General features: G+C 45.1%; 31 protein-coding genes. 12 read left to right on the forward strand and 19 right to left on the reverse strand.

All coding sequences use genetic code 11. The annotated features are described in order from the left end of the window. Positions 1–8: 8 nt before the first annotated feature. The 5 genes from L3V45_RS09755 to cdaS form a co-directional block, all read right to left on the reverse strand. Complete coding sequence (locus tag L3V45_RS09755) at positions 9–899, reverse strand: AAA family ATPase (protein ID WP_003153758.1); 891 nt, start codon at positions 897–899, stop codon at positions 9–11. A 77-nt stretch (positions 900–976) separates the two neighbouring features. Next, the gene (locus L3V45_RS09760; protein WP_234949315.1) at positions 977–1,567 is read right to left on the reverse strand and encodes a superoxide dismutase family protein; all 591 of its coding nucleotides are present in this window, start codon (positions 1,565–1,567) and stop codon (positions 977–979) included. An 83-nt stretch (positions 1,568–1,650) separates the two neighbouring features. Next, positions 1,651–2,892, reverse strand: coding sequence for a C40 family peptidase (locus tag L3V45_RS09765; RefSeq protein WP_234949316.1), 1,242 nt, complete (start codon positions 2,890–2,892; stop codon positions 1,651–1,653). Between the two features lie 318 nt (positions 2,893–3,210). Continuing rightward, the gene (locus L3V45_RS09770; protein ID WP_063174267.1) at positions 3,211–4,422 is read right to left on the reverse strand and encodes a macrolide family glycosyltransferase; all 1,212 of its coding nucleotides are present in this window, start codon (positions 4,420–4,422) and stop codon (positions 3,211–3,213) included. A 118-nt stretch (positions 4,423–4,540) separates the two neighbouring features. Then, on the reverse strand, positions 4,541–5,167 hold the full coding sequence (cdaS, locus tag L3V45_RS09775; RefSeq protein ID WP_014305204.1) for a sporulation-specific diadenylate cyclase CdaS: 627 nt from the start codon (positions 5,165–5,167) through the stop codon (positions 4,541–4,543). 276 nt (positions 5,168–5,443) lie between these two features. Between cdaS and L3V45_RS09780 the strand changes: the two genes are divergently transcribed. Next, complete coding sequence (locus tag L3V45_RS09780; protein ID WP_015388110.1) at positions 5,444–6,805, forward strand: MATE family efflux transporter; 1,362 nt, start codon at positions 5,444–5,446, stop codon at positions 6,803–6,805. A 13-nt stretch (positions 6,806–6,818) separates the two neighbouring features. After that, entirely contained in the window at positions 6,819–7,667 is an 849-nt protein-coding gene (locus tag L3V45_RS09785) for an STAS domain-containing protein (protein ID WP_003153745.1), read from the forward strand. Between the two features lie 26 nt (positions 7,668–7,693). Here L3V45_RS09785 and bshB2 read toward each other — a convergent pair whose 3' ends face one another. The 4 genes from bshB2 to rarD all read right to left on the reverse strand — a co-directional run bounded on the left by bshB2 (position 7,694) and on the right by rarD (position 9,966). After that, positions 7,694–8,359 carry a bacillithiol biosynthesis deacetylase BshB2 gene (gene bshB2, locus L3V45_RS09790; protein WP_003153744.1) on the reverse strand — a complete coding sequence of 222 codons (666 nt, stop codon included), beginning with the start codon at positions 8,357–8,359 and terminating at the stop codon, positions 7,694–7,696. A 17-nt stretch (positions 8,360–8,376) separates the two neighbouring features. Then, on the reverse strand, positions 8,377–8,727 hold the full coding sequence (locus L3V45_RS09795; RefSeq protein ID WP_003153743.1) for a YojF family protein: 351 nt from the start codon (positions 8,725–8,727) through the stop codon (positions 8,377–8,379). Next, positions 8,724–9,002 (reverse strand): hypothetical protein, encoded by a 279-nt coding sequence (locus tag L3V45_RS09800; RefSeq protein WP_014305206.1) that lies wholly within the window; start codon positions 9,000–9,002, stop codon positions 8,724–8,726. Before L3V45_RS09800 ends, L3V45_RS09795 begins: the two co-directional genes overlap by 4 nt. A 67-nt stretch (positions 9,003–9,069) precedes the next feature. Beyond that, positions 9,070–9,966, reverse strand: coding sequence for an EamA family transporter RarD (gene rarD, locus L3V45_RS09805; protein ID WP_003153740.1), 897 nt, complete (start codon positions 9,964–9,966; stop codon positions 9,070–9,072). 97 nt (positions 9,967–10,063) lie between these two features. Here rarD and L3V45_RS09810 point away from each other — a divergent pair, with 97 nt between their 5' ends. Next, on the forward strand, positions 10,064–10,528 hold the full coding sequence (locus tag L3V45_RS09810; RefSeq protein ID WP_014305207.1) for a hypothetical protein: 465 nt from the start codon (positions 10,064–10,066) through the stop codon (positions 10,526–10,528). Between the two features lie 33 nt (positions 10,529–10,561). Here the strand turns inward: L3V45_RS09810 and L3V45_RS09815 are convergent, their stop codons facing one another. Next, positions 10,562–10,801 (reverse strand): hypothetical protein, encoded by a 240-nt coding sequence (locus L3V45_RS09815; protein WP_003153736.1) that lies wholly within the window; start codon positions 10,799–10,801, stop codon positions 10,562–10,564. Between the two features lie 201 nt (positions 10,802–11,002). Here L3V45_RS09815 and L3V45_RS09820 point away from each other — a divergent pair, with 201 nt between their 5' ends. Both L3V45_RS09820 and L3V45_RS09825 read left to right on the forward strand, forming a co-directional pair. Then, complete coding sequence (locus L3V45_RS09820; protein WP_058906117.1) at positions 11,003–11,392, forward strand: tautomerase family protein; 390 nt, start codon at positions 11,003–11,005, stop codon at positions 11,390–11,392. Between the two features lie 54 nt (positions 11,393–11,446). Continuing rightward, positions 11,447–11,815, forward strand: coding sequence for a hypothetical protein (locus L3V45_RS09825; protein WP_014305208.1), 369 nt, complete (start codon positions 11,447–11,449; stop codon positions 11,813–11,815). A 39-nt stretch (positions 11,816–11,854) separates the two neighbouring features. Here L3V45_RS09825 and L3V45_RS09830 read toward each other — a convergent pair whose 3' ends face one another. After that, entirely contained in the window at positions 11,855–12,196 is a 342-nt protein-coding gene (locus L3V45_RS09830) for a transcriptional regulator YodB (RefSeq protein WP_003153729.1), read from the reverse strand. Positions 12,197–12,325: 129 nt separating this feature from the next. On the opposite strand from L3V45_RS09830, the gene L3V45_RS09835 reads away from it, so the two are divergent. Then, positions 12,326–12,934: a nitroreductase family protein gene (locus L3V45_RS09835; RefSeq protein WP_003153727.1), complete on the forward strand. Its 609-nt coding sequence runs from the start codon at positions 12,326–12,328 to the stop codon at positions 12,932–12,934. 43 nt (positions 12,935–12,977) lie between these two features. Here the strand turns inward: L3V45_RS09835 and L3V45_RS09840 are convergent, their stop codons facing one another. Continuing rightward, positions 12,978–13,580 (reverse strand): alpha/beta hydrolase, encoded by a 603-nt coding sequence (locus L3V45_RS09840; RefSeq protein ID WP_025852443.1) that lies wholly within the window; start codon positions 13,578–13,580, stop codon positions 12,978–12,980. Positions 13,581–13,582: 2 nt separating this feature from the next. Further along, entirely contained in the window at positions 13,583–14,506 is a 924-nt protein-coding gene (locus L3V45_RS09845; RefSeq protein WP_003153719.1) for a ring-cleaving dioxygenase, read from the reverse strand. A gap of 185 nt (positions 14,507–14,691) precedes the next feature. Here L3V45_RS09845 and L3V45_RS09850 point away from each other — a divergent pair, with 185 nt between their 5' ends. After that, positions 14,692–14,892, forward strand: coding sequence for a DUF3311 domain-containing protein (locus tag L3V45_RS09850; protein ID WP_003153716.1), 201 nt, complete (start codon positions 14,692–14,694; stop codon positions 14,890–14,892). Beyond that, positions 14,892–16,382 (forward strand): sodium:solute symporter family protein, encoded by a 1,491-nt coding sequence (locus tag L3V45_RS09855; RefSeq protein ID WP_015388101.1) that lies wholly within the window; start codon positions 14,892–14,894, stop codon positions 16,380–16,382. The genes L3V45_RS09850 and L3V45_RS09855 overlap by 1 nt, the downstream gene beginning before the upstream one ends. A 34-nt stretch (positions 16,383–16,416) precedes the next feature. Here L3V45_RS09855 and L3V45_RS09860 read toward each other — a convergent pair whose 3' ends face one another. Together L3V45_RS09860 and bglA are read right to left on the reverse strand one after the other, a co-directional pair. Next, on the reverse strand, positions 16,417–17,895 hold the full coding sequence (locus L3V45_RS09860) for a glycoside hydrolase family 30 protein (RefSeq protein ID WP_058906119.1): 1,479 nt from the start codon (positions 17,893–17,895) through the stop codon (positions 16,417–16,419). Positions 17,896–18,042: 147 nt separating this feature from the next. Beyond that, complete coding sequence (bglA, locus tag L3V45_RS09865; protein WP_103695056.1) at positions 18,043–19,485, reverse strand: 6-phospho-beta-glucosidase BglA; 1,443 nt, start codon at positions 19,483–19,485, stop codon at positions 18,043–18,045. A 248-nt stretch (positions 19,486–19,733) separates the two neighbouring features. Between bglA and L3V45_RS09870 the strand changes: the two genes are divergently transcribed. Beyond that, entirely contained in the window at positions 19,734–20,459 is a 726-nt protein-coding gene (locus L3V45_RS09870) for a GntR family transcriptional regulator (RefSeq protein ID WP_015417645.1), read from the forward strand. Between the two features lie 59 nt (positions 20,460–20,518). Here the strand turns inward: L3V45_RS09870 and ctpA are convergent, their stop codons facing one another. After that, positions 20,519–21,922: a carboxy-terminal processing protease CtpA gene (gene ctpA, locus L3V45_RS09875; protein WP_088037347.1), complete on the reverse strand. Its 1,404-nt coding sequence runs from the start codon at positions 21,920–21,922 to the stop codon at positions 20,519–20,521. A 146-nt stretch (positions 21,923–22,068) separates the two neighbouring features. Between ctpA and L3V45_RS09880 the strand changes: the two genes are divergently transcribed. Then, positions 22,069–22,770 (forward strand): class I SAM-dependent methyltransferase, encoded by a 702-nt coding sequence (locus L3V45_RS09880; RefSeq protein ID WP_014305215.1) that lies wholly within the window; start codon positions 22,069–22,071, stop codon positions 22,768–22,770. A 92-nt stretch (positions 22,771–22,862) separates the two neighbouring features. Then, entirely contained in the window at positions 22,863–23,117 is a 255-nt protein-coding gene (locus L3V45_RS09885; protein ID WP_003153704.1) for a hypothetical protein, read from the forward strand. Positions 23,118–23,160: 43 nt separating this feature from the next. Here the strand turns inward: L3V45_RS09885 and L3V45_RS09890 are convergent, their stop codons facing one another. After that, on the reverse strand, positions 23,161–23,979 hold the full coding sequence (locus L3V45_RS09890; RefSeq protein ID WP_003153703.1) for a M15 family metallopeptidase: 819 nt from the start codon (positions 23,977–23,979) through the stop codon (positions 23,161–23,163). 83 nt (positions 23,980–24,062) lie between these two features. Further along, positions 24,063–24,761: a purine-nucleoside phosphorylase gene (deoD, locus tag L3V45_RS09895; RefSeq protein ID WP_003153702.1), complete on the reverse strand. Its 699-nt coding sequence runs from the start codon at positions 24,759–24,761 to the stop codon at positions 24,063–24,065. A gap of 137 nt (positions 24,762–24,898) precedes the next feature. Here deoD and L3V45_RS09900 point away from each other — a divergent pair, with 137 nt between their 5' ends. Then, positions 24,899–25,024 carry a hypothetical protein gene (locus tag L3V45_RS09900; RefSeq protein ID WP_003153701.1) on the forward strand — a complete coding sequence of 42 codons (126 nt, stop codon included), beginning with the start codon at positions 24,899–24,901 and terminating at the stop codon, positions 25,022–25,024. A gap of 54 nt (positions 25,025–25,078) precedes the next feature. Here the strand turns inward: L3V45_RS09900 and L3V45_RS09905 are convergent, their stop codons facing one another. Continuing rightward, positions 25,079–25,399: a YodL domain-containing protein gene (locus L3V45_RS09905; protein ID WP_003153700.1), complete on the reverse strand. Its 321-nt coding sequence runs from the start codon at positions 25,397–25,399 to the stop codon at positions 25,079–25,081. Between the last annotated feature and the right edge of the window lie 55 nt (positions 25,400–25,454).

The raw sequence follows: 25,454 nt of genomic DNA on the forward strand, positions 1-25,454 counted from the left end.
TATATCCCTCATTCGAACAGCGTTTCTGCAATATTTCTGACAGCGGCTTTTTCCCTGTCGTCGTCAAGTTTTTCCACGATGCCTCTTTCAATCGCCCGTTTCGGCGGGATGTACGCAGCCAAGTCGCACGTATCTATGAGAGCCCTGATGGACGCCGCTTCTTCTGACACTTGTCCGTTATGCGCTTGTGCGATTAAATCAGAAGACAGCGTCATAAAGCGCTCAATTAATTTCTCATCTTTTAAGACAGACTGAGATGTCAGCACCTGTTTCAGGAGGCTTCCTTTAATATACGGAACATCAATGATGACAAAACGGTTTTTAAGGGCTTCGTTCAGCGGAACGGTGCCGACGTAGCCTTCATTAATCGCGGCGATAACACCGAATCCTTCGCTTGCCTTAATCACTTCTCCTGTAAAGGGATTTGTCATCATTTTTCTGTAATCAAGCACGCCGTTTAGAATCGGAAGGGTTTCAGGCTTTGCCATATTGATTTCATCAATGTATAAAAAATGTCCCTCGTTCATTGCGGTTGTTACAGGTCCGGGAACGAATTCAATTGTCGCCTGCCCCTGTTCATTTTCAATCGTTTTATAGCCGACAAGCGCTTCTGCATCGAGGTCTACGGAGCAGTTGACGCTGTGCATCGGTTTATGAAAATAGTTCGAAAGCGTTTCCGCCAATTTTGTTTTTCCCGAACCCGTCGGTCCTTTTAATAAGATATTTTTTCCCATTGTCAAAGCGATGACGGCATCGAATACAATCGCCTTATCTTCGGCCTCATAGCCTGATGATCCGATTAAATCCCGGAATTCTTGGGAAACGGGATGATTTTGATAAGCCTGCAGTTTGTTTTGTATATCTTCCGGAAGTGATAGGTGCTGTAATTCTGAAGTCATAGGTGATGTTTCCTTTCCATTTGTATTCCATAACCGAGTATACTAAAAAAGCCCTTGTATACTCAATACAAAAGGGCTCATTCCCTGCGGGCGCTTTTTGTCAGGGGAGCGCAGGCGATTCTGGCTCCGGAATTTCCGCTCGGGTTTGTTAAATAATCGTCCGTATGTTCATGAATGACGAACGCGCTTCCGTCCCGGTCGAGCAGGCTGAGTCTGCTCCCTTCTTTTAATGAAGTTTGCGGCGCGTTCATAATGACATCCACTTTACCGTCAGCCCCCACTTCAAGATTGGGGAGATCTCCGGCGTGATGACCCATCGGATTGTTGAAGCCGTGTTCTTTGTTCAAAGGGTTGAACGGACCGCCGGCTGATTCGAAATCAGGTGCCTCACATGTCCCTTTTTCATAAATATGAAATCCGAGAGAAGCGCCGGGCGGCAGATGTCCCGCTGATATATGAATGTCTGATCCTTCATCATCAGATTCCCTCACTTCGATATATCCGATCGTTTTTCCGTTTTGATTGATGAGTCCGGCATGCTCACGGTATGCAGATGCTTCCAATGCGCGGCTTTCCCCATGTTTTTTGGGCGGAACAGGAGCGGGTCTCGCCCCGCAGCCGCAAAGCGTAATTGATGCGAGCATGAGAAAAAGCAAGAGACGATTCATGCTTCCTCCCCCTTATTTTTTTACCCATCAGTCTTGTCAAAACGTGAAAATGGTAAACAAAAAAAGCCCCGAAAGGCTTTTTTTTAAAAATAACTGCGCGCTCCTAAATAAGCTTTTTTCCAATATGGATTGCTTAAGTTTGAAATTTCAACCCCGGAGGAGCTTGCGTGAATAAAATCTCCTCCGCCTAAATACATTCCCATATGAGAAGGGCCCGCTTTATATGTCGTAAAGAAGACAAAGTCGCCTGCTGACGGCTGGCTGATATGTTTCATCGTATTCCAATATCCAGCCGTGCTCAGACGTGAAACAGAGCTTACCTTATTTAAAAGGTAATAGATGTAACCGCTGCAATCGAAGCCCGCAGGCGTATTGCCTCCCCAGCGGTAAGGCACGCCGACATGTTTTTTCGCCTCGCCTATCATTCTGTCAATCTTTGACCCTGTCACCGGAGGTTCGGGAGTATTTGGCTTGTTTGGCTTTTCCGGTTTGTTATCCGGCTGACGCACAGGATCTTCTGTTTTTCCCGTTCCGTTAATCACCAGAACCTGTCCGATTTGAAGCACATCAGTTGTCAGTTTATTTTTTTCTCTGATGAGCTGAGCGGTGATGCCGAACCGATTAGCAATTTTCCAGAGGGAATCGCCTGCTTTTACTTTGTAAGTGGATGGCTTCTCAGAAGGATTTGAATGAGATGGCGGTGTTGTGCCGCTGTTTCCGTTATGTGAAGAACCTTTGATCTTTAATACTTGATTCGGATACAGCATGTCTGATGTTAATTGATTCAGCTTTTTCAGTTCGGCGATGGTGATGCCGGTTTGATTGGCGATTTTCCACAGCGAGTCACCCGGCTTCACAGTGTAAGTCCCTGATGCGCCTTTATCAGGCTTTGTCTGTCTGCCGCCTCCGTCCGTGCCGCCGGCAGACCCTTTAATTTTCAGTTTTTGGCCCGGATAGATGACATCTGAACTCAAACGGTTCAGGCTTCTCAGCTCAGAAACGCTCATTTTGTATTTTTTTGCGATCACCCATAATGAGTCGCCGTATGTAACTGTGTAAGCACCAGTGTTTCGTTTTCCTTTTTGCCCCGTTTTATGTGTGCCGCTCCCGTCGGGAATGTGCAGCCGCTGTCCTGGGTGGAGTATCGTTGATTTCAGTTTATTTTCCGCCTGCAGAGCTGAAATACTTGTATGATATTGCCGGGAAAGCTTCCAAAGAGAGTCGCCGCTTTTTACTTGAATGGTTTTTGCTTCAGCGGGATGCACGGCGAAGGTTGAAGTCATTACTGCAGATACAGCCAGTCCGGCTGCGATTTTTTTCTTCATATAACGAAAAACCTCCTATTTATCATTGCTGAAAGGGACGTCCCTTTTCTTTGGACGCCGCCTGTTATGCAGGATTCATTCAGAAGTCGACATTAATTCCGATTCATTTGTCTTAGATCATCACCAATGCCACACATTTTACATAAATTGAGAACATTTCACAAAAGACTTTGGAATCATTTTCATAACATGGCTTTTTTCCGCGACATTCCACCTTTCTTGTCTGTTTTTCATACAATTCTCTTCACGGCGTGAAAATCCTCCCGAAAAACAAACAAAAAAAGCCCGCTTCCTATAAAGGAAGCGGGTGACGGCTGATTACAGAACTTGGGTCTCGGCAGTTTTCACGTCTTCTGCTATCAATTCCGCTGCACGCTGTGCTCCGCCGGCCGCTTTCAGGGATTCTCCGATTTCAGAAGCTTTTGTCTGATATTCAGGATTTTCGCTCAATTCTTTTATTGCTTCAGTGAGCAGTTCCGCTGTTACATCTTCTTTTTTAAACATCTTGCCCGCGCCCGTGTTTTCCACTTGGCTTCCGACGGCGAACTGATCTGCTCCCATCGGAATGACGATCATCGGGGTTTTGTAGTAAAGCCCTTCGCTCGTACTGTTCATTCCGCCGTGAGTGATAAATAAGTCCGCTCTCTTCAGGATCTCAAGCTGCGGAACATAAGGCTTTACAATAACATTCTCAGGAATTTCATCAAGCTCCGTCGGATCAAGATGTTTGCCGATTGACATGACGGCTTTTCCGTTAAAGTTCCTGACCGCTTTTAAGCATTTATTAAACAATTCCTTCTGATTGTTAAAAATCGTGCCCATTGAAATAAACAGGACTTTTTCTCCTTCAAGCTGGTCAAACGGGAAATCCTGAGCCGCCGGCCTTTCAGTTATGGACGGACCGACAAAGAGATAAGAATCGCCAAACTCTTCTTCTTTCGGCTGAAACGCTCTTGAAGTAAATACGATGGTTTTTCTGCCGTCATTTGAGAAAATATCATACGGCGTTTTAATGTCTGCGCTGAATTCTTCATTAAGCCGGCTGACCGCTTCGGTATAAGCCGGATAATGAGATGATTCCTCTGATATAAGGTTTGTATTTGAAAACACTTCTTTAATAAATGCTTCATTCATTGCAAATGTTGTGCAAAGTGAATATGCCGGCAGTTTCAGCTTATTTCTCACAAGCCTTCCTGCCAGAAAATGATGATCATAAAGGATGTAGTCGTATGATTCATCTTTTACTTCCTCAAGAATACGGAGTGCGGCTTTTTCGGAAGTCTCAATCATTAACAGTAAAAACTCGGTAGCATCCCGCTGTTCATCACCCGTTGCGTTTTTTCCGAATTCATCTTTTCGGAAATCTTCACATTCACGGAATTCCGCTCCGCTTGACGCGATTTTGTGCTCATATTCCTTCACGCCGTAATATACGACATGTTCCCCTTTTGCCTTCAGTTCTTTTACGACGCCTAAAGACGGATTGATATGGCCTTCTCCCGGAAAGCCGATCATCAATACATTTGCCATCTTTCCACTCCCTATTCTTTTAAATTTTATGTATATTTAAACGATAACACCAATACAGAAAAAGGTAAAGATGTTCACCTTATTAATATTAAATGGGTACAATATTCCCATTTTCTTATTATTTCGTATGAAGCGCCCGCGGCGAAACAAGCGGATACAGTCCGCCGTCTTTAGCAAAAGACATTTTTCCCGTTTCTTCTGAAACAACGAGCACTAGTGCATCAGTGACGGCCGAAAGTCCCATCGCAGCCCTGTGGCGCGTCCCGTATTTGAGATCGACATGTTTTGTTGTGAGCGGAAGCACATTGGCTGCTGATACAACCCGGTTTTCTCTGACCAATACGGCTCCGTCATGAAGCGGATTGCCGGGATAAAAAATACTCTCAATTAAAGCTGAACTGATCTCGGCATGCAGACTGGTCCCTTTTTGTATCATTCCGTCCAGCGGATCTGCACGTTCAATCACAATCAGCGCTCCGTGCTTTTCTTCCGCCAAGTGCTGCACGGCCCTCGCCAGCTCTGTATAGGAAGGCGTAAAATGTTCGATATATGACTGCAGGTAAAACGACGAAGCGACAGCCTGCATTTCCTGAAACGTATGTCCCAGTTCATCTAATTCGCAAAGAAGGCATTGGTCTTTTTCATCCAATGTCCGCAGTATCATTCCGGCATCCTCGGTAATTTGTTTCAAGTACGTTTGAACGGCAGCGGTAAACGCGCTTTCCGTCATTTGAGTGTGGCGCATGTCACATCATCTCCTTTCCTTTATTTTCTGCATCGCGCGCATGGATATGCGCCGCTGTGTACACCATAATCATGAAAGGAGGAGACATCATATGGAATTCGCACGGCTGATGCAATATATCTGCACCTTTTTAGGGGTCATTTCACTTTCATTCATTTATGCCAAGATGTTTAAAAAGCCGAAACCGGACAAAAAAGAGTAGGCCGGCTTTCATTGCTTTTTATACATAAAATGTTATAATTTCTCTCGTTAAAATAAAGAAACGGGGAACCTAAATTGAGAGAAACGAACACGATCGGCCAAAAGGTCAGACAGCTGTTACATATCTTCATTCCGATTTTAATCACACAGGCGGGCCTTGCCCTGATCACCTTTTTGGACACGGTGATGTCAGGGAAAGTGAGCGCCGCCGATTTAGCCGGTGTTGCAATCGGTTCAAGCCTGTGGACGCCGGTGTATACGGGCCTTGCAGGAATATTAATGGCCGTTACGCCCGTTGTTTCGCAGCTGTTTGGAGCCGGCAGACAAAAGGAAGTGCCGTTTTCCGTCATCCAGGCCGTTTATGTAGCGGCCATTCTCAGTGCGGCGGTTATCCTGGTCGGCTTTTTCACCGTTGATATGATCTTGGGACATTTGGGCCTGGAACCTCGTGTCCGGACGATCGCCAAACACTTTTTAGGCTTTTTATCCCTCGGTATTTTTCCTTTGTTTGTGTACGCCGTTTTGCGCTCGTTCATTGACGCACTCGGCAAAACGCGAGTCACGATGCTTATTACGCTTTGCTCATTGCCTATTAATTTTGTTTTAAATTATGTATTTATTTTCGGGAAATTCAACATGCCGGCATTGGGCGGAGTCGGTGCGGGGCTCGCTTCCGCCCTGACTTACTGGTGTATTTGCGCCGTCAGCTTTTTTATCGTCTTCAGATTTGAGCCGTTTGCCGGGTACTCTGTATTTCGGAAACTGTACCGTTTTTCTCCGTCTGAATGCAGAAAACTTTTGAAAATCGGTTTGCCTATCGGTTTTGCGGTATTTTTTGAAACGAGCATTTTTGCGGCTGTCACACTTCTAATGAGCCATTTCCGGACGGTGACGATTGCATCCCACCAGGCGGCAATGAATTTTGCTTCTCTCTTGTATATGCTGCCGCTCAGCGTATCCATGGCCATGACGATTTTAGTCGGCTTTGAAGCAGGCGCAAAGCGTTACAGGGATGCCCGGTCATACAGCTATATCGGCATTGTGATGGCCCTTTGTTTTTCTTTATGCACGGCGGCTTTCATTTTACTGTTCAGGCCGCAAATCGCCGGAATGTATACATCAGATCCGGAGGTGCTCATGTTGACGCAGCACTTTTTAATCTATGCGCTGTTTTTCCAGCTTTCTGATGCCGTAGCAGCTCCGATACAAGGCGCCCTGAGAGGATATAAGGATGTCAACTATACACTCGGTGCGGCTTTTGTTTCGTATTGGATTATCGGGCTTCCGCTCGGTTACGCAGTCGGCACTTACACGAGCCTCGGGGCATACGGCTACTGGATCGGGTTAATTGCAGGACTTGCCGCAGGAGCTGTCGGTTTATTCTTCAGACTGATGAAGCTGCAAAAGCGTTATGTGAAAAAAATGATGATTTTATAAAGGAGGAGCAGCAATGCCAAAACATAAACTGCTGTACGATTATTTAACCGAACGGGCGGAGGACATCAGTCAGACATGGTTTGATACCCTTCATGATACGGATCCTGATTCTGTTTATGCTTCTACTGACCCGGCTGTTCTCACAAACCTGAAAAAACAAAATCTGGCGTTTAATTATCAACTCAATCGGATTTTTTCTGAAGAGAAGGAAGTATATACAGCGGCATTGGAAAAGTGGGCGTTTGAAGCCGCACGGGATAAAGAACATTTAAAAACTCCCATCCATTACATCATTCGCGAGTTTATCAGAGTTCGTGATTTGTATGTCGGTCATGTAAAGCAGTTTACCAGACTTCATTCAGACACCGTGACAGAAGAAGATGCCGAAGATATATTCCATACGCTGATTAAATCGTTTGATGTGGTCATTCATATTTTCATAGAGGAAATGTATAAAAACACAAACATTCAGCTTGAAGCGCAAAAAGAATTGATTACAGAGCTGAGCTCGCCGGTAATTGTGCTTTTTGACAATGTCGGACTGCTGCCGCTGATCGGGGATATTGACACGGCAAGAGCCAAAATGATTTTGGAGAATACGCTGCACCAGTGTTCAGAGAAGCGCATCACGCAGCTGTACATTGATTTATCAGGCGTAGCCATGATTGATACGATGGTTGCCCAACAGCTTTTCACCTTAATTGAATCACTCGGAATGCTCGGCGTGAAAGCGACGTTATCCGGAATCCGTCCTGAAATCGCCCAAACCGCGGTGCAGCTCGGACTGAGTTTTTCAAATTTATCAATACGGTCTTCGCTTGCGGAAGCGATCGCTTCCGACCTGACACAAAAAAAGGGATAAGGCATTTCAGCCTTATCCCTTTTTTATCAGTCTTTCCACGGATATGTCCAATACACTTCTTCTTCAAACCATGTCTGAAGAACCGGCTCGTTATTTTTTAATTTTTCTTCCAGCTCTCTCAGCATGCCTTCCGTTTGGGTGCGGTGCGCTTTTAAGGCATTCATTTTAATATCGGCAACCTCTTTAATATCAAGAATGACATCAGGCTTGCCGACGGCTTCCTCCCTGTTGCGGGTGATTGCCATGCAAAGCGTGCGCGGGCGGTCCTCTTTTTTCTTTCTGTAAAGCGCTCTGATGACCGCTTCGCCGCATGCATCATGATCCGGATGGACGCCGTGCTCCGGATAGAATGTGACAATCAGACTCGGTTTTACATCGTCGATAATCTCTTCCATCATATCCGCGAGCCACTCGTCATCTTCAAATTCAAGTGTTTTATCACGAAGCCCGAGCATTCTCAGGTCAGTAATGTCCATTGCTTTGCATGCGTCAATCAGCTCTTGCTTTCTTAACAGCGGCAGTGTTTCACGGTTCGCGAAAAAGGGATCTCCCATGTTCCGGCCCATTTCGCCAAGCGTTGCGCATGCATACGTAACGGGAATATCTTTTTGTCTGTGTAAAGCAATCAGTCCTGCCACTCCGTATGATTCATCATCAGGGTGAGGCAGGATGACGAGTACATGTTCTTTCATGATTTTCACCCTTTTCTTTAAACTGTAAACGGCTTTTCGCTGATTTGAAGCGAAATCGCCAATTTTCCGCCCGGCAGATGCCCCGCCATTAACAAACGGTCTTCTTCATCTACTGTATACTCAGTCAAACCTTCTGCGTAAATCCAGCCCTCTTCTGTTTTCAAACCGACGCGGTACGGGCCGTTTCCTTTGATTTTCGCCTGATGGTACGTCACTTTTGCATTGCGTATATAGGCTACAACCGTCATATTTTTCTCATTCAGATGCGCTGAATAAGAACCGGTCGTTGTTTCCAAATGGATATATACAGGACGATCGGCATATCGCTCTAAAGAAGTTTGCACATCTTCTTTTATGATCGCTTTCATAGCTGCTCCCCTCTTTCTTCTTTTAAAAATTGCAAACGCTTCGTATGTAGTTCAACCAATTCATATTTCTCAATCGGCCGCAGCCGGGAATCTACAATTCGCTGCACCGCCAGAGCAAACTTTTCCTCGGGTGACTTCCGGAGCCTCGGATGTGTTCTTTGATCAAGCAGTTCAAGATCAATCGCCTTCTCCGCTTCTTCAAGGGTTGAAGCCGGGAGAGTGCGGTTATTCCACAGTGCCTGATAGGCTTTTACTATGTCTTTATCAGTGCCCATTGTACAGCTCCTTTACATACTCGTAATGATTATACATAATTTAAGCTATCGCTGGAAAGCGAAAGGCTTAGCGGCTTTTTATCGGCCGCTTCCATTTTATCTGTGAAAAGGTAAACAAAAGCAATGCTGCCCATATACAAATGAAGGTAAACGCTTTTTGCCCGGAAAACGGTTCATGATACACAAATACGCCAAGCATAAGGGTGATGGTCGGCGCTATATATTGCAAAATGCCGACTTGATACAGCGGCAGACGCTTTGCCCCCTCTGCAAACAATAACAGCGGCAGGGCCGTAAATACGCCTGCGAAAAATAGGAGCGCCCATGTTCCTGCCCCCAAGGACCCAAAAGTGCTCCCGTCAGCTGTATATCCTAAATAAATAAGTGCAGCCGGGGTAATCAAAAGCGTCTCCAGCGTCAGTCCGATCGTGCTGGACATGCGGGTTCTTTTTTTACATAAGCCGTACAGACCGAAGCTGAATGCAAGCAGCAATGCGATATAAGGAACCGCGCCATATTGAAACGCAGATATGAGCACGGCCGCCCCGGCAATAGAAACGGCTGCTGTTTGCATCTTGTTAAGCTTTTCTTTTAAGAATAGGATGCCCAAAAGAACGGAAACGAGCGGATTAATGTAGTACCCGAGACTTGCTTCAAGCAAAAAGCCGTGATTGACGGCCCATATGTACACAAACCAATTAACGGAAATTAAAACGGAAGCGAAAAAAAGCGCCAGCAGGCCCCCTTCCGATTTCAAAAGACGCAGTTCACGCCATCCGGTTTTCCACTTCTTAAGCACAGTTAAAAGCACACACATGAAAACAAATGACCATAAAATCCGGTGAGCTAAAATGTCCAATGCGGGTATTTGTTCAAGAAGTTTCCAATAGACCGGAAACAGCCCCCACATGACGAAAGAACAAGCGGTATAAATGATTCCTTTTCTTACGTTATTCCCTTGCACGGCCTTCCCCTTCCTTTCTGTAAACAGATTATATTATATCACGGGAAGCTTCCGGCGGGCATATACTATGTTGTCCGTTAAGAAAGGGTGAGATGCCGTGTTTGATTGGAACAGATATTTTCCCTTCCAAAATCAGTTCTCTAAAGAAACGTTTAAAAATGCTGATCCGAAAGATGTCGAGACATATGTCAACCGAGTGATGGAAAGCGTATTCGGCGCCGGTTATGCCGGACAGTTCCCTTTTCGCGACCCGATGTCCAAAAAGACCGATCCGGTCGAAGCGGAACCGCCCAAGCCGGAAATTGACCTGTTTGAAACATCCGATCATGTTTTTGCGAAAATTCCCGCCGAACAAGAGGAACTCGACCGTATCAGGATTAAGCATACGTCACACAGCCTCGTTGTAGAGAACAGCAGCCTGGGAGAAGGAAAAAAAGAAATCGTACTTCCGAGCCTCGTCAAACGGAAAGGAACAAAAGCAGTCTATAAAGACGGGATGATTGAAGTTATGTTTTCAAAACAGGAAGACTACAATCTATCGGAAGTGGAGATTTTAAGATAAAAAAACGGCCCGCGCGATGCAGGCCGTTTTTTCTTAATAAAATGGCGGATAACCGCCGGCTCCCGGCCCGAAACCGCCGTATGGGACGCCTCCGTATCCGTAACCGGCAAACCCGTACGGATAGCGGGGTCTTGTAAAACCTGTGGCAATCACGCCTCCGAGAAGACCGCCTAAAAATCCGCCGAATAAAGGAGCGCCGAACAAAAAAGGACTTCTCGCCGGAAATCCGGCAGGACCGAAATTCCCGCGATACAATGCATGACGAGGGTACATGTTTTTCCTCCTTTATGTCTGCCTATTCTTAAGCGTATTCATAAAATGAGGAAATTGATTGGGCGATTGTAACAACTTGTGCCTCTCTTTGATATTGCGTTAACATGTAAACAATTTGGTTATAATTTGATTATATTTTGATTAACTGTTATACTTTTTTTACAAGTTGCGACATTATAAAACCATCAGGGGGAATAAAATATGCCATTACTTCGTTTTGACGTTATTGAAGGCCGGGATGACGCAGCATTAAAAAAATTACTGGATACCGCCCATTACGCCATGGTTAAAGCTTTTGACGTCCCAGTAACGGACCGTTATCAGATCGTTCACCAGCATCGGCCTCATGAGCTTATCATTGAAGATACCGGGCTCGGTTTCAAAAGAAGCAAAGATCTTGTCATCATCAGTATTGTCAGCAAAGCGCGCACCGAACATCAGAAAGAAACGTTATATCAACTGATGGCTGATCAGCTTAAAACAGAATGCGGCATATCACCCGAGGACGTCATGATTTCCGTTACAGAAAACGGGAACGCCGATTGGAGCTTCGGGCTCGGTGAGGCTCAGTTTTTAACCGGGAAACTGTAAAAGGCCTCCCTGCTTGTTTTTTGGATGATTTCAAACTGAATAAAAGAGGGATGTATGTTGGTTAGTGAGTTGTATCCTTGTTTGATATGCGGATTTAAAGGATTAGAGACAAGTCCCGTTTATAACGGCGAATATCAAAAAACATTTGATATCTGCCCTTGCTGCGGGTTTGAATTCGGCTACAGTGAGGACCATGACGTAAGCTTAGGGTTTATTGTAACGCCTGATCATTTAATTGAAGCGGCATTTCAGTTATACCGGAAACAGTGGATTGAGGGAGGAATGGAACTATTTTCTCCAGATGATGTTCCGGCGGAATGTAAAAATGATCATTTCCTTACATTCGATGCTTTATTAAAGCAATTAAAAGGCTTGAACCTCAATCTGAACAATTTTGATATTAATGGTTTTTATGACGATTAAACATTATCATTAAGTAAAGGCTGCCTTGGGCAGCCTTTATTATTCATCACATGTGTCGTTGGCAGATCCCCCGGGCTCGCAAAAACTGTCTGCCCATTTTTGCATTTCCTGAAAAACGGCTTGCAGGGCCATGCCTTTATCAGTCAGTTTATAAATGACTTTGACAGGTGTTTCAGGCAGCACCTGACGCTCGACGATTTCATTTTGTTCCAGCTCTTTGAGCCGCTCCGCGAGCATTTTTTGACTGATTGTCGGTATCGTTTCGGTCATATCTTTAAATCGTTTCGGCCCGTCCATCAGTACATGGATAATGAGGCCGTTCCAGCGTTTTCCCAAAAGAGAAAAAGCGGATTCCATTTTAGGACACATTGTATATCCCACGTGAATTCATCCCTTCATCTATGAATTGACAAGTTTTTTGTGATCCATTAAAATTAGTTTTCAAGTTACATTTAGTAAGCTTCTAACTTTTCTATTATGATAACACGTTTATCCGAAGGAGGAAACATGATGACATCCGTATTAGACGTTTTAAAGGAACGCGCATCTGTTAAAGAATACGATAAAGACGCGGTCATTACAAAAGAGGAATTGACAGAACTCCTTGAAATCACAACGCAAGCACCTTCCGCCTGGAACCTTCAGCATTGGCATTTTCAAGTTTTTCACAGTGATGAAGCAAAAGCTGCCCTGCTTCCGGTTGCTTTTAATCAAAAACAGATTATTGATTCATCAGCAGTTATTGCCGTATTAGGCGACTTAAAAGCAAATGAAAATGGTGAAGACGTTTATGCTGAACTGGCTGAGCAAGGCAATATCACAGAAGAGATTAAACAAACGCTTTTAGGCCAGATTAACGGTGCATACCAAAATGATCAGTTTGCCCGCGATTCAGCATTTTTAAACGCTTCTTTAGCAGCGATGCAGCTGATGCTTGCCGCTAAAGCAAAAGGCTACGACACTTGCGCGATCGGCGGATTCAATAAAGAGCAATTCGTTAAAGAATTCGACGTGAGCGAGCGTTTCGTGCCCGTCATGCTGATTTCAATCGGTAAAGCCGTTAAGCCGGCGCATAAAAGCAACCGGCTGCCTGTATCTAAAGTGTCAACTTGGCTGTAAGATGAAAGAAACCCTTAGTCCGCTTAAGCAGACTAAGGGTTTTTTATAGGAATCGCTCATTGTACCAGGCCCGTGCCTGCTCGGCTTCCTGCTGTGTGAGCTGATGACCGCCCTCCTGCCATTCAAGAGCAACGGATGCATGAGCATCTGTCAGATACTGATAAAGCTCCTCCGATTCTTCTTTTGTACATAGGGGATCGCGTTTTCCCGCACCGATAAACACAGGCAGCCCTTCCATATCAGGCAGCTTCACTCCGCGTATCGGCACCATCGGATGATGCAGAACCGCTCCTTTCAGTACATCTTTATAATGAAACAAAAGACTTGCTGCAATATTGGCGCCGTTTGAATAGCCGGCAGCAATCACGTTTTCTCTGCTGAACCCGTACATTTGCGCCGCTTCATCAATAAAATTCTTTAATTCTTCCGTCCGTTCAATTAAATCTTTCTCGTCAAATACCCCTTCTTTCAGCCGCTTAAAAAAACGGGGCATGCCGTTTTCCGACACTGATCCTCTGACCCCCAGCAGACTTGCGTTCGGATCGATAAAACGTCCGAGCGACAGAAGATCATGTTCATTTCCTCCCGTTCCGTGCAAAAGCAGCAGAACATTTTCTGACGTTCCCTGTTCAAACATATGTTTCATCATCATTCTCCTTTCTCCATTTTGGGCAGAACAGCTGTAATCTGACTGCGATGCTCTTCCAGCCATTCCGGAAGCTTCAGCTCTGTTCCGAGATTTTCAAAGGATTCATCCGTCATAAAGCCCGGTTCGTCGGTTGCCATTTCAAATAAAATGCCGCCGCTTTCTCTGAAATAGATTGAAGTAAAGTATGACCTGTCAAGAATGTCAGATGAAGCAAGATGAGAATCAGCAAGAATATCCTTCCACTCCGCCTGCTCTTTTTCGCTCGTGCGGAAAGCGACATGATGAACTGTCCCGTAACCGCCGGCACCCGCTTCTTTCGGAGCAAGGTCAACATCTATAATATGTCCGATCCGTGCCTCCGATTGCAGCCTGACAATTTGATTTTCTTCTCCTGTCTTTGAATAACCGAAGCGTTCTATGAGAAATTGAATGGTTGCTTCAGGACGGTATGAGTACAGAAGAACACCTCTCATGCCTGTGATCGCTTCTTTTTCAGTAATGCCCGAAGGAGTCCATTCACTCTGTCCGCTTCTTTCATCTTCCATTATGGCAAGCGGCAGGTCTTCTGTATCATTAAAGAGAAGGACTTGTTCAGACAGCATGATCTGTTCTTTTACAGACAAGCCGTTTTCTTCAAGCCGGCGCTTCCAAAACGCGAGTGCTCCTTTCGGCACGGAGAAATAAATTCTTCCGGCCTGCCCTTTTCCCACGGTTCCCGGGCGGCTTCCCTGAAAAGGAAAAAATGTAATGATCGTGCCCGGCTCTCCGTTTTGGTTGCCGAAATAAAAGTGATAAGTGGCCGGGTCGTCAAAATTAACGGTTTTTTTAACGAGCCGCAAACCCAGCACTTCAGTATAAAACCGAAGATTTTCAGCAGGATCTTTTGCAAATGCGGTAACATGGTGCAATCCTTGTGTATTCAATGTATTCACTCCTAAATATCTTGATTTCGAGATATTAACTATTCTAATTTAATATGAATGAAGATGCAACTAAAGTGTTTCAGTTAAAAAAGTAATAGAATTCTTTTTTTTCTGAAAAATATCTTGTGATCTTATCTGACACCTGCTATGATAAGGAGCATTATCAAGTTTCAGGAGGAAAGTAAATGGTCAGAAAAGCACTAATTTTCGTTCTCATCTTAATCCCTTTCAGCCAGCTGGCCCTGCTGTCAGTCGCTAATCGGGTTCATCCGATCATTATCGGGCTGCCTTTTTTTCATTTCTGGCTGCTTTTATGGATCGCAGTCACTCCATTATGTTCGTTTCTTATTTATAGGCTGCAGAAGAAACAAGGAGGACTGGACTGATGCCCGCAAATATAACAGCATTGATCATTACAGCCGTCATCGTTTTAACCGTTGTCTGTATCGGCTTTATAGCCGGAAGAGACAAATCATCACGTACTTCTGTTGAGGAATGGTCTGTCGGCGGCAGACGGTTCGGGGGGCTCCTCGTCTGGTTTTTAGTCGGCGCGGATCTCTATACGGCTTATACGTTTTTAGGCTTAACAAGCACAGCCTACACAGGGGGAAGCGTTGCTTTTTTTGCAATCCCGTATTCTGTTTTGGCGTATTTTATCGCTTATTTCTTTCTGCCGAAGTTGTGGAAAGTGGCAAAAATTCACAAATTAACGACGCTTGCCGATTATGCCCGTGAGCGTTTTGACAGTAAACTTTTGGCCAGTCTTGTCGCCATTGTCGGCGTTCTTATGCTCATTCCTTATATTTGTCTCCAGCTGAGCGGGATTCAAGATACGCTTCAGGTGGCCGGAACGGGTGTCATTAATGTCAATATGGTCGTCATCATCTCTTTTATTCTTGTAGCGCTGTATACTTTTTTCAGCGGAATTAAAGGGCCGACGTTTACGGCGATTATTAAAGACATTCTGGTGTGGGTGATTATGCTGTTTATGGTCGTCTCACTCCCGCTGATCCATTTTCACGGCTGGACGCCGATGATTCACACTTTGGCTGAAAAAGCGCCGCAAATGCTGACGATACCGGACTCGGGGCCGAAAGGAATTCCTTGGTTTATCACAGCTTCCATCGTATCTGCGCTGGCGCTCTTTATGTGGGCGCATGCGGCAACCGGCGTATTTACGGCAAAAAGCGCAGATGCCGTCCGCAAAAACAGCATGTTTCTGCCGCTTTATAATATTGTTTTGATTCTTGTTATTTTTCTCGGCTTTATCGCGTTTCTTGTCCTTCCGGAAGATACCAATCCGCGGCTCGCTTTATTGAAGCTGATTCAAACGTCTTACGGCGGAGTCGCACAGGGATTTGCTTACTCCACGATCGCCCTTGCGTCATTGATTCCCTGCTCCATCATGGCCATCGGAGCATCAAACTTATTTGCGAATAACTTATATCGGGATTTGATTCACCCGAATGTGTCACCAAGCAAGCTGACGATGATCACCCGTTCAATGGTATTTGTCGTCATCGGGCTCGCGCTTTTATTCGGTATGCTGTTCCCGACTGCGCTCGTTACCCTTCAGCTTCTCGGTGTTTCCGGCATGGTTCAGATCTTTCCGGCTATCGCCGTCAGTCTGTTTTGGAAGAATCAAACGAAAGAAGCGACAATTACCGGTCTTCTCGTCGGTCTTATCGTGACATTCACGGTAAATATCACCCAATCCGCCCACGGTATATATGAAGGGTTTTGGGGGTTGACCGCTAACATGGCAGCCGTTATTATCCTTAACCCGTTTTTTGTAAAAAAAGCGTCTTCAAACGCCGTCAAAGACGGTTTATTCAATAAAGCGCCCTCTGATAAACTGAACCAAAAAGGCGCTTAACAGAAAAAAGCCGGCACATCGATGTGCCGGTTTTTTACTTTTTGTGCTGCCATTTGTAGGTGGCGACGGTTTTAGCCGGGATGACGGCTTCAAACTGCCGATTTTCTGAAACGACATGGAATTTTTGTTCTGAAGATGTCTGGTTGATTACGACTGTCACAATGGATTGATCAGGATTAAGGAACGATACATTCGAGACTGTGTTTTTGGAGCCGTAATTACTTTCTATCCGTTTGGCTCCGCGCTCGATAAATTTTGAAAAGTTGCCTGTCATATGAAAGATCGGGATATTCCAATAGCGGTCAGGGTTTTTAGCATCCTGAATAAACAGCGTCGGGTCCGGGGTGCCTATCCAATGATGCGTCTTGATTTGACTGTCGAGCATCGTCACCCACGCATTGTAGCTCGACGCGCCGTTGCGGAAATACTGTGCGATCCGATCCGCCCCTGCCGTCCCCCAGACAGACCGCTCCGTTAAGTGAATAGATTGATCAGGATATCTCTTTCCGATTTCCGACATGACGGAAAGGTCACCGTCATAATCGTGAAAAGCGATGCCGTCTGCCGCCCGGTTTCCTTTTTTATCATCTAAAATCGGCGGAATATAGTTCCACGCCCCGCTCGCATTGTGATCATAAATCCAAATTTTCGTGTCAATTATGTGTTTTTTCAATTCTTTTTTCACGGCTATCGCCAGTTTGCGCTGCTGAGACGGCGGCATGTACATGCTCGGATAGTCGATTTCCAGCAAAGGTTCATTTTGAAGGGTCATCGCATAAATCGGAATTCCCTGCTTTTCGTACGCCTCAATAAATTTGCGGAAGTAAACGGCCAGTGCGCCGATATATTTATCTTTCAGCTTTCCCCGCTTGAGGTTTTCATTCGTTTTCATCCAAGCCGGCGGGCTCCACGGTGAGGCAATGATTTTCAGTTCCGGATTTATCGCCAGCGCTTCCTTGATGGTTGCTGTAATGTGTAAATCAATATCCTTTTGGATCGAGAAATGACGGAGCTTAGGATCTGTTTGGCCTTCAGGCATATCGTCATACGTATAAAATTCCTGTGCCGTAAAATCAGATGTCCCGATCGTTATGCGCATAACGTCCATGCCGATACCATCTTTGGGATCAACCAGTTTTTTCAGCACTTCTTTTCTTTTTGCGGGTGTCATTTTTGATAAATTATGGATTGTGGATTCTTCCAGGGACGATCCTACGCCCAACACACTTTGATAGCGGCGCGACGGATCAATATACACGGCGGCGGAGTCAGAAGCCTTCTTTTTTGTCCATGTAAGCGGTGTTTGTTCGTCTAAGGCGTATTTCACTTCCAGCGGCCCGTCATACCACGTACGGGAAGCCGGATCTTTTTCAGAACTGAACCACACCCTTACTTTGTTTTTGTCTGAAGCCTTCCGATCAGCCGCATACACTTCGGCTTCCGTGCTGCTTGATATGAAAAAGAAAAACATAAGAAAAACCAGGGTCATGTGCAGACTTTTTTTAAAAAACATGAACCACCATCCCTTTCCTTATTTTTATAAGCGATTCTAAATGAAAAGCCGGACAGTCACCTCCTTCCCGTTTTAATGAATGCGCTTTCATAATTACTGATAAAAAGCCGGCTTCACACAACGGTGAAGCCTTCCCTTTTTACACCTTTAGGATACATATGCGCCGTTTGTTTCAATCACTTTTTTATACCATTCAAATGAGTCTTTCTTAAGCCGCTTCATTGAACCGTTGCCTTCATTATCCCGATCAACATAAATCATGCCGTAGCGTTTTTTCATTTCTCCGGTTGTAAATGACACGATATCAATAATTCCCCATGGTGTATAGCCCATTACATCCACGCCATCATATGTGACTGCTTTTTCCAAAGCTTTTATATGTGACGATAAATATTCAATTCTTGAAGCGTCATGAATTGAACCGTCCTCTTCTAATGTGTCAATGGCGCCGAATCCGTTTTCCACGATAAATAATGGAATCTGGTAGCGGTCGTATAAGCGGTTTAATGTGTACCGTAAACCGGTCGGGTCAATCGCCCAGCCCCAATCACTCGCTGTAATATAAGGATTTTCCACGCCGTTTGGCAATCCTCCGTTTACTACATCCCCGGTATTATCGTTTATCACGTCACTTTTTACGGTAGTGGACATGTAATAGCTGAATCCGAGGTAGTCCACTCGGCCATTTTTCAAAATCTCTTCATCACCGTCTTCAAAGTGTATCTGATAGCCTTCTCTTTCAAATTCTTTTAACGCATAGCTTGGATAATATCCGCGAACCTGGACGTCCGGGAAGAAAAAGCGCTGTCTCAGCGTTTCTTCAGCCAGCATCACATCATCGGGGTGAGATGAGTATGGGTAAATCGGGACATGTGATACCATCGCGCCGATCCTGAACTCGGGATTGATTTCTCTTCCCTTCGAAACAGCCAATGCGCTTGCCAGCAGTTCGTGATGGCCGGCCTGATACATGACTTCTTTTGCGTTTTCGTTTTCTTTAACGGCGACGCCCGAGTTCGTCCATAAAAAGATCGGATTATTCACATCCATCTTATTATTGATTTCGTTAAACGTCATCCAATACTTCACCTTATGTTTATAGCGTTCAAAACACACTTCAGCGAATTTCACAAAAAATCCGACTGTTTTTCTGTTTCTGAAACCGCCGTATTCCCTCGCCAAATGCAGCGGCATCTCAAAATGTGACAAGGTAATTACCGGTTCAATCCCATGTTTCAGCAATTCATCAAACACCCGGTCGTAAAAAGCCAATCCTTCCTCATTGGGCTCCGCTTCATCACCTTTAGGAAAAATTCTGCTCCAGCCGATGGACGTTCTTAAACATTTCAGGCCCAGCTCGCTGAATAATGCGATGTCCTCTTTATAACGATGATAAAAATCGATCGCTTCATGATTCGGATAAAATTCCCGCTCTTCAATTGTATCTGTTATTTTCCGGGGCACACCATGCGCGCCTGCCGTCATGACGTCCACTACACTCGGCCCCTTGCCGCCTTTATTCCATCCCCCTTCAAATTGGTGGGCGGCCAGAGCGCCTCCCCATAAAAAATCTTTTGGCAATGTCCCCATCGTTTATATCCTCCTTTATTTGACTGCCGCTTGCATACCGAATAAATGCACTGCAGCAGCTTCAAGCACCGCTTCGCAGGTGTAGAAGAATTCCTGCCTTCATTTTCATATTATACGTTTACATTATAATTGTACCGGTATAATTTATCAATACATAAACAATTATAGTTAATTTACGAAATGGCTTTTAAAAACGATTATGCTATAATTCTGAAAGAAGCGGGACAATAAATGAATGAGGAATGGATATGTTAAAATACCAGCAAATCGCGATAGATATTGAAAAATACATAGAAGAACATCAGCTGCAGCAAGGGGATAAACTGCCTGTGCTGCAAACCTTAATGACCCGGTTTAACGTGAGCAAAAGCACGATTACCAAGTCCTTAGATTTATTAGAAAAAAAGGGGATTGTGTTTCAAGTGAGGGGAAGCGGCATTTTTGTCAGACGGAATAAAAGAAAAGGGTATATCAGTCTGCTTTCTAATCAGGGATTTAAAGAATCACTTGAAGATTTTAATGTCACTTCCAAATTATTAGCGCTGGAAGTGAGAAAACCCACGCCTGAGGCTGCCCAAAATCTGAATATGCCGCCTGACGGCGACGTGTATTATGTCAAGCGAATCCGATATATTGACGGGCTGACATTGTGTATCGAAGAGTCATTTTACAACAAATCCATTATTACGTATTTGAATAAAGAGATCGTGGCAGAATCAATATTTGATTATATTAGAGAAGGTCTCGGGTTAAAGCGCGGTTTTTCAGATTTATATCTGTACGCGGGGATGTTAAATGAGGAAGAAGCGGAGTACTTAGGTCTGTTTACAGGAGCGCCTAAGCTTTGCGTTGAAACGATTTTTCATTTAACCAACGGCCAGCCGTTTGATTTCTCAAAAGTCACCTATCACTATGAGCAATCACAGTTTTTCATTCAGGCGAACAGCCACCTTTTTGAACAGGAAACGACATAAGACGGGCTTTTCGCAAACAAAAAACACCCCATGCGCGAGCGACGCATCGGGTGTTTTTACTATTTCATATTCTTATTTAATGTTTTAACGGCTTTTTTCATTTGTGTATCGTTGTCCGCAAGCTGTTTTTGCAGATCCGTCATCAGTTTTGCCGTTGTGTCTCCCGTTAAAATACCTGTTTGTTTCAGCTTCTCTTTTGCTTGGAATTGTTTGACTGCTTGTTCAAATGCTTTATCATACGTGCCGTTTACATTCACGCTGTACCCCAGCGCTTTCAGCATTTTTTGCGCATTGGTGACGGTCGTTCCGGAATCCCCGTATTTGTATGTTTTTTTCGCATCTAAATACGGCAGGTTCGCATATTCAGGAAGCTTAACCTGATATTGCGGTTTGATGCCTTTTTTATGAATCCACTCTCCGTCCGCTGTCAGCCATTTTGCGATTGTCAGTTTAACGGTAGAACCGTCGCTGTAATCTTTTGCCGTCTGCACGGTTCCTTTTCCGAACGTTTTCTCGCCGATCAGCGGAATTCCGGATGATTCATGCAGCGCAGCCGACATGATTTCCGCGGCGCTCGCGGTGCCGTCATTGACGAGGACGACTGTCGGTTTTGTCACTTTGCGCTCTTTCGTCGCTTTCATGACTTCTTTCGTGCCGTCTTTGTATTCGACCTGCATGATATTTTTCCCTTTATCGATAAACATGTTGCTCATTTTGATGGCTTCATCCATCAGGCCGCCCGGGTTGCCCCTTAAATCGAGAATGTATCCTTTCGCTCCTTGTTTTTCGAGGCTGTCAATGGCTGAATTCAGCTCTTTTGCCGTCGATTCGGAGAAGGATGTGATTTGGATTTCGCCGATGTCTCCTTTTTTCATTTCAGAGTACACCGTTTCAACCGGGATGGTGTCACGTTTGATCGACAGGTTCAGATCGCCGACACCCGCTCTGTGCAGCACAAGCTTGACGTTTGTTCCCTTTTTGCCGCGGATTAATGCGACGGCTTCGTTTACATTAAGGCCTTTAACGCTTTTGCCGTTGACCTTCAAGATCTGGTCATTCGGTTTAACCCCCGCTTTTTCCGCGGGTGACCCTTTAATCGGCGATACGATCAGGATGCTGCCGTCCTTTTCTTCCACTTGTGCGCCGATGCCTTCAAACGAAGCGGAAATTGTTTCTTCAAACGACTTTCCTTCCTGAGGATCCATATAAGAAGAATACGGATCATCCAGAGAACTGATCATGCCTTTTATCGCTCCGTCTACTAATTTGCTGTCATCTGTTTTTTGATAGTAATCACTTTTAATCTGCTCATAGGCTTTATTGAATTTCTCAAATTTGCTGTTCGTCAAAGCAGCCGAGCCTTGTCCGAAAATGGTCGTATTGCCCGTGATAAACAGCGTAAGCGCCGAGGCTGCGACCGCAGTGATCAATATAATAAAAAACAGTTTAAATTGCCGCTTCAAGAAAACACCACCTTTTTATTCTTACATTATTATCATAGACGAACGCTCATTCGTCAACTTCAAACGTGAGGCGCCCTTCTTTCCCGTTTACCCAAACCTATGCTTTTCTCTCAACATATGCTGAGGAAAAAAGGAGGATTCGGCCTTTGAGCAAATATTTAGAAATGCTGTCCTTATTCGGAGTCGGAGGGGCTCACCCCGGCGGGCTCGCTTTTTCCAAAGCCGTTCTCACAAAAGCGGCTCCTCCTCCTGGCGAACCGATTCTTGACGCCGGCTGCGGAACGGGACAGACGGCCGCTTATCTCGGCCACCTGCTGTATCCCGTCACCTGTGTGGATAAGGATCCCCTTATGCTTGAAAAAGCAGCAAAACGATTTGCCGCTGAAGGCTTAACCATTCCGGGCTATTTAGCGGAGCTTGAGCGGCTTCCGTTTGCTGAAAATCAATTTTCCGCCGTTCTTTCCGAATCAGTTCTCACCTTTTCAAATCTTGATTCATCGCTGTCTGAAATCCTGCGGGTCCTTAAACCCGGGGGCATGCTGATCGGCATTGAAGCTGCTTTACAAAAGCCCATGCCGGAAAACGCCATCACGCAGATAAAAGACTTCTACGGTTTTACCGTATTGCAGGATGAAACCGCATGGAAACAGAGATTGCTTCAGCAAGGCTTTCAGAAAGCGGATTTCATTCCCGCTGTCTGTGAAAACAATGCGCAGGAGCCGACTACAGAAATGGATTTATCGCCCGTTATTCAGCCGGTTCACTACGATACGCTGTCGGCTCATTATGAGCTTATGCAGACGTACCGTGAATATATGGGACACTGCGCTTTTGTCGCTTACAAGTAAAACGGCAATTGTCCTCCTGTTTTCGTCCAACCTTTTTACCGCACTCTATCATAAGCTGACATAGAAAGATAGGTTGGATAGGAGGAGAAAAGATGCAAAACTATTATCATCTTTGCCGGCAGCACCAAGGAAAAGTAGCAAGAATTACAGAACGAAACGGCAGAGTCCACGTCGGAAGAATCGTACGGGTGACTAACAGCAAAGTGTATATCACCCCTGTCGGCGGCCGTCACAGAGGGTACGGATTCGGTTATTGGGGAGGAGGCTGGGGAGGCTGGGGAGCAGCCTACGGTATCGGCCTTGGTTTCATTACCGGATTTGCGCTTGGAGGTCTGCTCTTCTGGTAATAAAGAAAGCCCGCTTTCTATTTTTCAAGCGGGCTTCTTCTCATTACACTTTCTTTACTTCATTAAAATATTCTTCAAGCGTTAATTGATGGTCATGGATGGCTTTTGCCGCTTTTTTGCCTACATAGCGTAAATGCCATGGTTCATACTCATACTTTGTAACATTTTCTTTGCCTTTAGGATAGCGGATGATAAAGCCGTATTCATACGCATGGTCTTTCACCCATTTGCCGTCCGCCGTGTTTCCGAACGCCTCATTCAGCTCATATCCGTTGCTTTTGCTGGAAATGTCCATGGCAAGCCCCGTCTGGTGTTCGCTTTGCCCCGGATATGCGACGGCTTCTTTCGCCTTTTTTTCACCTTTCAGACTGACTTCATTATCGAAAATAACTTTCTGTCTGTCATAAGAACGGTATCCTGAAACGGCAACCAGGTCATAACCTTCTTTTTTCCCGGCGCTGAATAGTTCCGCCAAAGCATCGGCGGCCGGTTTGCGGATATATCGTTTCTCGATTTTCTCAGTAAAAGAAAATTCGACTTTCGGGATTACGAGATCATTCGGTTTATAATCTCCCGGCAGCGTATATGTCTTATTTACGAGCGCAAGTGTATTTGTCGGGTTTTGAATGGTCTCAAGCCCGTTCACTTCTTTAATATCATTAAAATATTTGCTCTCTAATACAAAATCACTGTTTTCTGTCTTCGTTGTTTTTTTGCTTGATGTGTCATCTGATTGTTTTGTTTCAGCTGCTGTTTTTGTGTCCTTATGGCTGTCGCCGCCTGAAATGCTGCAGCCGGTGCCCACGATTGCGGTTACGCTGAGAGCGGCAGCGAGCGAGAACCATTTAGTGGATTTCTTCATTTTACCCTTACCTTTCTTTTTTTGAATCAGGGCGATGCATAAAGAAGAGGGCTGCTTTAATCAGCATAACCCTCATCTCAAGTTTACGATACAGTATGCAGCGCCAGTTTAATCATATCATGAAAAGTCGTTTGACGCTCTTCTGCCGTTGTTTCTTCTCCTGTTAATACGTGATCGCTTACAGTCAGGATAGACAGCGCTTTTTTGCCGTATTTAGCGGCAAGCGTATATAAAGCAGTCGTTTCCATCTCTACGCCGAGGACGCCGTATCTGGCAAGCTTTTCGATTTGGGAGTCTTCATTGTAAAACTGATCGGCGGTGAATACGCTTCCGACCGCTACGGGAAGATTGTTTTTTTGCGCTTCCTGGTACGCTTTATGAAGCAGTTCGAAGTCTGCGCAAGGAGCATAATCTACACTGCCGAAGGCGACACGGTTCATCTGTGAATCCGTTGAAGACGTCATAGCCAAAATCACGTCACGCACCTTCACGTCATTACGGATGGCTCCGCATGAGCCGACTCTGATTAAGTTTTGAACATCATAGCTTTGAATCAGTTCATTCACATAAATAGAGATAGACGGAACACCCATGCCGGTGCCTTGAACTGATACTTTTTTGCCGTTATATGTACCCGTAAAACCGTACATTCCTCTGACTTCATTATAGCATTCCACATTTTCAAGATACGTTTCCGCAATAAATTTCGCTCGGAGCGGATCTCCCGGCAAAAGCACTGTATCCGCAATTTGGCCTTTTTCTGCGTTTATATGTACACTCATTTCCTTTTCCTCCTGCCTATTCAAACTCCCACCCATTGTACACTGAATAACGGTAAGAGACAATCATCAGCATTGATCAGGGCAATCTTGGGCAGAATATACAGGATGACAAGCCTAAAGAAAAAGGAGTGAACATAATGGGCAAAAAACAGCGCAACCGGGTGACCGGCCAGAAAAAGAACAATCACGTGCCCGTTTCAGACGTCATTGCAGCTGATGAAGCGCATGGAAAAGAGCATTCCGCCGCTAAACGGAAGCCTTAACACTGTCTTTCCCAGACAATACGGAAGCCGGCTGAATCTTCAGCCGGCTCCGTCTTACCTCGGCTGGACGAGCAGCCGGTTAATTTTACTCCATCCCGCAGGGTTAAGCCTGTAATAGGTCTTTCCTTTTCTTCCTTCGTCTATGAGTATGACGTCTCCGGTCGCTATGAATCTGGCTTGATAGTCGTTTGGGACCGTATCAGGCACATTAAAAACAGAAAATGCCCTTTCCAGTGCGTCTTGATGATTGTCAGCGGCCAGCTCTGTCCGATAGACGACCCTGTATCCCTTTTTCTCGCCGTAGCGGGGTGTTTGAAAAATCGTCACATCATAGGCACAAGTCTTTTTTTTAAACACGGGCAGCGATAACAGCATCAAGATCCCTCCCTCTTATTTCTTAATAGTATTAGCGTTTTTTCTCATTTTTCCT

Origin of the sequence: Bacillus sp. R45, assembly GCF_021729365.1 — a bacterium.
Classification (GTDB): domain Bacteria; phylum Bacillota; class Bacilli; order Bacillales; family Bacillaceae; genus Bacillus; species Bacillus velezensis.

Bases quoted from the DNA above. Each gene is read 5' to 3' on its own strand.
- L3V45_RS09755 (WP_003153758.1), bottom strand. From the start codon at position 899: ATGACTTCAGAATTACAGCACCTATCACTTCCGGAAGATATACAAAAC.
- L3V45_RS09760 (WP_234949315.1), bottom strand. From the start codon at position 1,567: ATGAATCGTCTCTTGCTTTTTCTCATGCTCGCATCAATTACGCTTTGC.
- L3V45_RS09765 (WP_234949316.1), bottom strand. From the start codon at position 2,892: ATGAAGAAAAAAATCGCAGCCGGACTGGCTGTATCTGCAGTAATGACT.
- L3V45_RS09770 (WP_063174267.1), bottom strand. From the start codon at position 4,422: ATGGCAAATGTATTGATGATCGGCTTTCCGGGAGAAGGCCATATCAAT.
- cdaS (WP_014305204.1), bottom strand. From the start codon at position 5,167: ATGCGCCACACTCAAATGACGGAAAGCGCGTTTACCGCTGCCGTTCAA.
- L3V45_RS09785 (WP_003153745.1), top strand. From the start codon at position 6,819: ATGCCAAAACATAAACTGCTGTACGATTATTTAACCGAACGGGCGGAG.
- bshB2 (WP_003153744.1), bottom strand. From the start codon at position 8,359: ATGAAAGAACATGTACTCGTCATCCTGCCTCACCCTGATGATGAATCA.
- L3V45_RS09795 (WP_003153743.1), bottom strand. From the start codon at position 8,727: ATGAAAGCGATCATAAAAGAAGATGTGCAAACTTCTTTAGAGCGATAT.
- L3V45_RS09800 (WP_014305206.1), bottom strand. From the start codon at position 9,002: ATGGGCACTGATAAAGACATAGTAAAAGCCTATCAGGCACTGTGGAAT.
- L3V45_RS09815 (WP_003153736.1), bottom strand. From the start codon at position 10,801: ATGTACCCTCGTCATGCATTGTATCGCGGGAATTTCGGTCCTGCCGGA.
- L3V45_RS09820 (WP_058906117.1), top strand. From the start codon at position 11,003: ATGCCATTACTTCGTTTTGACGTTATTGAAGGCCGGGATGACGCAGCA.
- L3V45_RS09825 (WP_014305208.1), top strand. From the start codon at position 11,447: ATGTTGGTTAGTGAGTTGTATCCTTGTTTGATATGCGGATTTAAAGGA.
- L3V45_RS09835 (WP_003153727.1), top strand. From the start codon at position 12,326: ATGACATCCGTATTAGACGTTTTAAAGGAACGCGCATCTGTTAAAGAA.
- L3V45_RS09840 (WP_025852443.1), bottom strand. From the start codon at position 13,580: ATGAAACATATGTTTGAACAGGGAACGTCAGAAAATGTTCTGCTGCTT.
- L3V45_RS09850 (WP_003153716.1), top strand. From the start codon at position 14,692: ATGGTCAGAAAAGCACTAATTTTCGTTCTCATCTTAATCCCTTTCAGC.
- L3V45_RS09855 (WP_015388101.1), top strand. From the start codon at position 14,892: ATGCCCGCAAATATAACAGCATTGATCATTACAGCCGTCATCGTTTTA.
- L3V45_RS09860 (WP_058906119.1), bottom strand. From the start codon at position 17,895: ATGTTTTTTAAAAAAAGTCTGCACATGACCCTGGTTTTTCTTATGTTT.
- bglA (WP_103695056.1), bottom strand. From the start codon at position 19,485: ATGGGGACATTGCCAAAAGATTTTTTATGGGGAGGCGCTCTGGCCGCC.
- L3V45_RS09870 (WP_015417645.1), top strand. From the start codon at position 19,734: ATGTTAAAATACCAGCAAATCGCGATAGATATTGAAAAATACATAGAA.
- L3V45_RS09885 (WP_003153704.1), top strand. From the start codon at position 22,863: ATGCAAAACTATTATCATCTTTGCCGGCAGCACCAAGGAAAAGTAGCA.
- L3V45_RS09890 (WP_003153703.1), bottom strand. From the start codon at position 23,979: ATGAAGAAATCCACTAAATGGTTCTCGCTCGCTGCCGCTCTCAGCGTA.
- deoD (WP_003153702.1), bottom strand. From the start codon at position 24,761: ATGAGTGTACATATAAACGCAGAAAAAGGCCAAATTGCGGATACAGTG.
- L3V45_RS09900 (WP_003153701.1), top strand. From the start codon at position 24,899: ATGGGCAAAAAACAGCGCAACCGGGTGACCGGCCAGAAAAAGAACAAT.
- L3V45_RS09905 (WP_003153700.1), bottom strand. From the start codon at position 25,399: ATGCTGTTATCGCTGCCCGTGTTTAAAAAAAAGACTTGTGCCTATGAT.